Annotated in this window: 5 protein-coding genes and 2 pseudogenes; 2 read left to right on the forward strand and 5 right to left on the reverse strand. The window is 64.1% G+C overall.

Going from position 1 to position 6,836, the window contains the following annotated elements; translation table 11 throughout:
• Positions 1-370 precede the first annotated feature (370 nt).
• A pseudogene (locus U1708_RS20340) lies at positions 371-1,392 on the forward strand (IS701 family transposase); the annotation flags it as partial.
• Positions 1,393-1,577: 185 nt separating this feature from the next.
• Here the strand turns inward: U1708_RS20340 and U1708_RS20345 are convergent.
• On the reverse strand, positions 1,578-2,165 hold the full coding sequence (locus U1708_RS20345; RefSeq protein WP_332748111.1) for a recombinase family protein: 588 nt from the start codon (positions 2,163-2,165) through the stop codon (positions 1,578-1,580).
• Between the two features lie 94 nt (positions 2,166-2,259).
• A pseudogene (locus U1708_RS20350) lies at positions 2,260-2,391 on the reverse strand (IS481 family transposase); the annotation flags it as partial.
• Positions 2,392-2,539: 148 nt separating this feature from the next.
• Here U1708_RS20350 and U1708_RS20355 point away from each other — a divergent pair.
• Positions 2,540-2,890, forward strand: a complete 351-nt coding sequence (locus tag U1708_RS20355; RefSeq protein WP_332748113.1) for a hypothetical protein — start codon at positions 2,540-2,542, stop codon at positions 2,888-2,890.
• Here the strand turns inward: U1708_RS20355 and U1708_RS20360 are convergent.
• The 3 genes from U1708_RS20360 to U1708_RS20370 all read right to left on the reverse strand — a co-directional run.
• A complete protein-coding gene (locus U1708_RS20360; protein WP_332748114.1) occupies positions 2,874-3,455 on the reverse strand; it encodes a DUF6118 family protein in 582 nt (193 codons plus the stop codon). The genes U1708_RS20355 and U1708_RS20360 overlap by 17 nt on opposite strands.
• 176 nt (positions 3,456-3,631) lie before the next feature.
• The gene (gene traA / locus U1708_RS20365) at positions 3,632-6,115 is read right to left on the reverse strand and encodes a Ti-type conjugative transfer relaxase TraA (RefSeq protein ID WP_503676852.1); all 2,484 of its coding nucleotides are present in this window, start codon (positions 6,113-6,115) and stop codon (positions 3,632-3,634) included.
• Between the two features lie 22 nt (positions 6,116-6,137).
• A partial coding sequence (locus U1708_RS20370; RefSeq protein ID WP_503676853.1) for a site-specific integrase occupies positions 6,138-6,836 on the reverse strand: 699 nt, incomplete at its 5' end.

Consider the following 6,836-nt stretch of genomic DNA (forward strand, 5'->3'; position numbering starts at 1 on the left):
TTGGTCGTGGGGGTCACCTCTTGCGCCACGGCGGGCGTGGCAATCGCGATCGTCGCTGCCGACAGCAGGTATGCGGTAAGACGCATGGTCGTCACTCTCCCTGAACGATTTCGTTTTTCGAATATCGGGTTTCTTTTCAAGCTACGGTTATCCAAGCGGCATGTCGAGTAATTTGTCAGCAAGACCGTGTTTTCGAGTCCTGTGTAACCGAACCGCACCATCGGGCGTGACCGATCCGGTATGCAGCTTCGTCAACATGAACGTCTGGAGATGGTTCGCCAGCCTGAACCCAGGGATGACTAGCTGCCGATCTGTAACCTCGAAGCCAGCCGACAAAATGCGCTGGCGCGCTGGTTTCAGATCAGGTGGATCGGTGGGTGTGGCACCGCAATAGGCATCGTCGCAGGGCAAGACAGCGAACTGCCAGTCGCTGGTCTCGGTACACTGGCATCGCGCGAGGTCCCGGTGATGGTTGGACTCCGCTTGTTCCTGCCTGAAAGTTGGACAGACGATCCGGTGCGGATGAAACGCGCCCGGGTGCCGACGGAACGGCAAGTGGTGATGAGCAAACCCGACATCGCCGTGGCTGAGATCGATCGGGTCATGGCCGCAGGCGCCCGCTTCGGATGCGTGCTGGCCGATGCGGGGTACGGCTCAGGAGCAGCGTTCCGTCAGGCGCTGAGCGAGCGAGGACTGTCTTGGGCGGTCGGCCTGTCGTCCCGCCAGACCGTCTACGCGGCCGATGTCGAATTGACCTTCCCGGCAGCACGCGGCGGACGGCCGCGCAAATACCATATCCCCGACCAGGCACCAATATCGGTTGCGGTCATCCTGGCTAGGGAGGCGTGGCGAAAGGTCGCATGGCGCCGCGGCACCAAGGGGCGGCTCACCTGCCTGTTCGCCGCCCGGCGTGTTCGGATCGCCGAGGGACATCGCCATCGTATGGCCGACAACCGCGTTCAGGCCTTGCCTGGTGAAGAGGTCTGGCTGGTCGGCGAATGCCGTTCGAGTGGCGAGCGCAAATACTATGTATCCAATCTCCCGCCCGATACGCCGCTGCGGCAGCTTGCCGCTACCATCAAGGCGCGATGGGTCTGTGAACAGGCCCACCAGCAACTAAAAGAGGAACTCGGACTCGACCGTTTCGAGTGTCGGTCGTGGCCAGGATTACACAGGCATGCCTTGATGACGATGCTCGCCTACGCCTTCCTTCAATCCCGCCGCCTCAAGGCCGCGGGGCGGAAAAAAAGAATCGGCGGACCGCCCCCGCAACCGGCCCTGCCTGCTATCAGACAGGCCATCATTGACCGGCTGGCAAGACCGCCACCCACGCAGTGCCCACACTGTCTTAAGCGGCTGACGACCGCCGACGAACCAGTTTTGCCAAAGTAGTGCTAGACGGCTTCGAAGCTCCGCCAGGGTCCGCGCCGGTGGATCACCTCGGCTTTGTAGAGGCCGTTGACCGCGCAATGCATTGATCAGTTGAGTGCGCTGGCCGACAAAGGGCTGATGTGTCCGGAAAGCTAAGGGCCGAGGCCTCCATAACAGGGGGACGTCAGGGGGACGTCAGGGGGACGTCAAAAATCATCTTGCTGACGGTATGCAGCGACAATGCGCGACACAGTGGGTTGGCTGACGCCGTAGAGCCTCGCCATATCAGCACCGGATTTGAGGCCGTAAACAACAGACTCGGCGATATCGCGACACTGTTTGTCGGCAAGCTTGCGCCGACGCCCGCCAATGCGTCCTTCTGCTCGAGCTTGTGCAACACCTGCGCTGGTACGCTCGCGGATCATCGTGCGTTCGAACTCGGCAAAGCTGCCCACCATCTGCATCATCATTCGGCCTGCGGCTGTGGTGGTGTCGATAGCTTCGGTCAGCGAGCGGAAACCCGCGCCCGCCAGTTCGATCCGTTCCATGATGTGCAGCATGTCCTTCAGACTGCGTGACAACCGGTCGAGTTTCCAGACAACCACGACGTCGCCGTCGCGCAGCTGGCCGATCATTTCCAGAAGCTTAGGTCGGTCCCACCGGCCGCCGCTGGGCGTCTCCTCGAACACCCGCCTGCAGCCAGCTGCATCGAGGGCGTGGCGCTGTGCCGCATTCGATTGGTCGTCGTCCTTCGACACGCGGGCATAGCCGATCAGGTAGGGTTGGCGGTTCATACTGCTTCTCTCACAACGGCCGTATCTGGAGGCAAAAACAGGAGTGAAGGAGTGACGAGCTTCCGCCACCTCCGCCTCACACAATCCTCTTTCATTAGATGTTTGCTCCCAGCGATTTGTGGTGCGGGTTTGAGATGAACTGGCTGGGGTCATCTGTCCATGCTTTGCAGATGGCTTCGTATAGCGTGAGCCCGCGCAGGGTCTTCAGACGACGGGCGAAGTTGTAGGTGTAGCGGCTTGCATATGTGGACGGCCTCCTCCCTGCAAGCTACTCAAGCTGGTTTGATCAGATCGCTTGCGTGCATATGTCCGGCCTGTTGGTGCGTTCATATAAACGCTGGCCAAGATGGTTTCCGCTACGAGCGTTCCAAACAATGATCCGGCTCCAAGAGCCAATGCAAGCCACGGATTATCTCTCGTTTCGGACCGATCGATCCACCCCATCAGTTCACCATCCTGATTTCTGTGCCTACATCCCGAAGGGCTACACCACCAGCGGGGACACGACCATCGAACCCTCGATCCTTTCACTTCGATTTTATCGAGGCCAAAAGGCGAGGCCGTTTATGCACGACCCTACTACTCGTCAGGTTGAGTTGTTTTTGAAAGCCAAGCGCCCCAAGTCGGCGCTCGCGATTGCTATTCTGCATGGATTCCCGTGGTGGCGGCTGTCCGGTGGAATGGTCGGACTTCCAGCAATTTGGCACTTTAATCCGTGGAGCTGACGATCGGACTTCTTGCCGCCTCGTCATCCCAGTTGATCTTAATGATACAGCACACCGTCTTCTTCGTCTTCCCAGCTTTTGTGTAGCAAGCTTGCACAGCCTTGCGATTGGCGGTGATGATCCGGTCAGCTGCCGCAATGTTGGCGAAAGCATCCGGCGCCGCGGCCCGCATAAGGCGCTGCCCGGCTTCCCATTTCGGCAAGTCCAGCGTCCGCGCGGCTATCCGCTCGGGCCATTGCCAGCTCGCCGGCGCGATCTTGCGCGCGACGAGGCCTGGCAGGATCGACCATACAAGGATGCCGATCGCCGCCCCGCCCAGCTCGAACCAAAGCTGCCGGTTCTTCTGGTCGGCCCGAGTCCATGCCGATCCGACGATGGCGCGAAGCTCCGCCATGACGCGGGCCTTGTCCTCGCCGGCCTTGGCGAGCGCCGCCTGATCCTCGCGCCGGGCGGCGTTGCCTGCTGCGGCGATGCGCTGCGCCATCTGCTCGGGGGTCATCGCCAGCGCCGGACTCCGCGCGATCACGTCGTTCATGACCGCAAGTCGCTCGGCCGTGGCGTCCACGCCCTGCTGAATCCGCCCCAGCGTCTCGGAATAGTCGGGCGCCCGCTCGGCGCCAAGCCCTCCACCGCACGGCGTAGCAACGCCAGCTCGCGGTCCTGACCTTCTATCACGGCGCGCAACCGGTCGAACGCCTCGGCCGGGTCGCCGCCTTCCTGAATATCGTCGTCAATTATCGCCTACAGGCTCATGCCATGATCGCGGTCACGCCCGATGCTGACCGACTGCGCCAATTCCTGCCCGATCGACCGGCCGCGTTCCACGCTCAACGCCAGCTCGAGTGCGCGACGCTGCAACACGGATTCGAGCTGCGGGTCGCGATGCAGCCCGCCCGCGATCCCCTCCATGCGCTTGCCGAGCCGTTCCGCACCGGCATGGTCGCCGGCACGGTCCATGCTGGCTCGCGCTTCCTTCAAGCCCTGCCACTGCTCCACGAACCGGCCCGCGCGCTTCTCCGGGTCAATGCGTACCTGGCGCTCGGTTTCCATCGCCTTCGCCGCGCCACCCGTGTTCCCCTCGGCCGCATCCCGCGCGAGCCGGGGGTCGCGCTCGATCGCGCTGGCAAGGTCGCGCGCGCCATGCGGCCGCACCTGGTCGAGCGCATCGGCGGCCTTCGCCAGCGCCTGTTCCTGGTGCGCCAGCACCGGCAACCCCTTGTCCCGCATCCGGCCTATATCGGCTGCGGCGCGCCCATGGCGTTCGATCGCACGGGCCTGCGAGGGTGCCTGCGCCCGATCGGCCGCGACACGCTCCGGCGACGTCGCTTTCTCGATCGCCGGCCCCTCGACCCCGCTCGGGAGAGCCTTCGGACGGAAACCGTCGAACATGCCCCGCGCCTTGTCGCGAACCTTCGCCACCACCTGGCGCGCGAGTTCCGGGAACCGGATCTCGCGCCGATCGGCGAACGCCCGCGCCTGGTCATGCTCGGGCCGGGCATAGTCACCGGCCATGTCCTTGCCGCGGTCGCGTGACAGGGCGCGGACGAGCTGGCCCTGATCGGCGAAATCATCGCGGCCATAGTGGAGCTGCACGTCGTCGCGATGCCGCGACATGCCGACATAGGCGCTGTGGCGGTCCATACCGGGGGTGGCGAGGACATGCGCACGATCGACCGTCACGCCCTGTGATTTATGGAACGTCGCCGCATAGCCGTGATCGATATGGGCATAGTCCTTGGTGTCGAACGCGATGCCGCGCCCGTCATCGAGCCGCACCGCCATGGCCCCGGACGATACCCGCTCAATCGTCGCCAGCGTGCCGTTCTTAACCCCCATGCCGCGATCGTTGCGCAGGAACATGATGCGGTCGCCGGTCTCGAACTGCCGCTCGCCGCGCTCAGCCTTTACCGTCACGTCGTCGCCAAGGTCACCGGATGCGAGCAACCGGTCGCGCGCCTCGCTATTGAGACTCTGCACCTCGGCGTTCGTATGGGTGAGAATGATCCGGCTCTTGCCCGGCTCGGCCTGACGCGCGCGATCCCACCCGTCGACCAGCTCGCCCCGGGCCTGCTCGCGGGTATCGGCCGCGTAGACCATGCCGTTGCCGTCATAGGCGTGGATCGCCTCGCCGGTCCGCCCGGTCGCCAGCGCGCGGGTGGCGTCGCGCTGCCAGTCCTCGCGCTGCCGGCGTATCTCGATGATCTCGGCCGCGCCGTGCCGCTCGGTAACGCTGCGGAACGCCGCGCCGGCCTCGATCGCCTGCAACTGTTCGGGGTCGCCGACCAGCACCCCCTTCGCGCCCGCGTCCCGGGCGTGGGACAGCACCCGCTCCATCTGGCGCGAACCGATCATGCCCGCATCATCCACGACCGGCACGTCCTTCGGACCTAGCTGCTCACGCCCCTGGCGCCATGCGTGTTCAAGGCTGGCGATGGTGCGGGACCGGATGCCGGACCCGCCCTCGAGGTTCTCGGCCGCGATGCCAGACAGCGCTGCCCCGCGCACCGTGTAGCCGGCATCATCCCAAGCCTCGCGCGCGACGCCCAGCATCGTCGACTTGCCCGTACCGGCATAGCCGACCACCGCCGCCAGACCGTTCGGCTGAGAAATATGCTCAAGCGCGGCAACTTTTTCGTCGCCGAGCGTTATACCTTCACTCCCGGCAGCGCGGCCCCCCTCCCGAACTGCCCTGTTTGAAGCTGCCGGGAGCCCATGGCTCGAACGCCTCGATAAATCGTCGCCCGTGCGCTCAAGCCGGTTCTCCACCGCGATCACGTCGCGCGACGTGAACCGCTCCTGGTCGCGGCCTTCTGTCCCCAATGCGACCAGTTCGGGGCTGGCGCGCACCGCCCCCATCACCTGGTCGAACTGCTCCTCGCCGTCGCTGTGCCGGAACGCGAACGTCGCAAGGTCGCGGACGGTGATCGTGGTTTGCTGCCGGGTAATGGCGTCTAGCGCGACATTGGGATCGGCGATGATCTTCGTGCCGTTCTCCCGCGCAATGCGCGTGTGATCCTCGATCCGCTCCGCCTCAAGTCCCTGCTCCGGTCGCCGCGATGCTGCGGATCCGATCTTGTGCTGCGGCTCCAGCCCGATCCCCTGCGCCTCATAGCTGCGATGATCGATCCGGCCCTCAAGCCCCAGCTCGGCCATGCGTTCGTTGACGTGCGCGCTCCACGCTGTAGGTCGGCGCCGAAATTGGCACGCCGGTAAGTTTTTGGCCAAGCTGTTGTATTTGCGTCAAGGCTTAACGTAGCAAGCGGTACCAATCGGCACCGATCGGGAATCCTCCACTACCTATACCTTCGAAGAGATAACAGCGACTTGGCCCGCTTGAAGCGGGGTCTGGCTTTCTGCGCAGATCCACAGGTTCGGCCTTCTTGCCCTTGAGCTTTTCCTGCCAATGCCGCGTGTGGCCCGGGATCGCCTCGTACGCCATCGGCGGAACCGCGGCGCGCAGACGGCGCCGATCGATCCCAACGCGGCGGAAGATCGGCCCCTCGGTAATGGCACTCGCTACCAGCCAAGCGCCGACCCGGCGCATCGTGTCCGCGGACAGCCAGCCCCAGGCCCCCTGCCCTTCCTGATCGGTCTTGGACGATGGTATAAACAGGAGCGCCGAACCATCGCTGTGCGGATCGATGTGCGCGACGGTGACAGCGACGAGCTCACTGACGCGCAATACCGCGTCATAGCCCAGCGATAGCAGCGCCGCATCACGCAGGTCTTGAAGATCGGTGCCACAGGCGCCTAGCAGCGCGGTCAGCGTGACCCTCTTGGTATGGGGATCTAGTGAGGCCTTGAAGCGCAACGGAGCCGCCTGGCGCTGAGAGGTGGCCCCGGTTGTCTGAACAGGCTCGCGGTCTGGATAAGTGGATCGCCGCTGGTTGATCATGCCGCTGCGAGAAGCGGCTGGTCGAAGTATACCTGGTCCGGTGTCCTGGTA

Source organism: Sphingomonas arabinosi, from assembly GCF_036663715.1.
Lineage (GTDB): Bacteria > Pseudomonadota > Alphaproteobacteria > Sphingomonadales > Sphingomonadaceae > Sphingomonas.

Bases quoted from the DNA above. Each gene is read 5' to 3' on its own strand.
- U1708_RS20355 (WP_332748113.1), top strand. From the start codon at position 2,540: ATGATCCGGCTCCAAGAGCCAATGCAAGCCACGGATTATCTCTCGTTT.
- U1708_RS20345 (WP_332748111.1), bottom strand. From the start codon at position 2,165: ATGAACCGCCAACCCTACCTGATCGGCTATGCCCGCGTGTCGAAGGAC.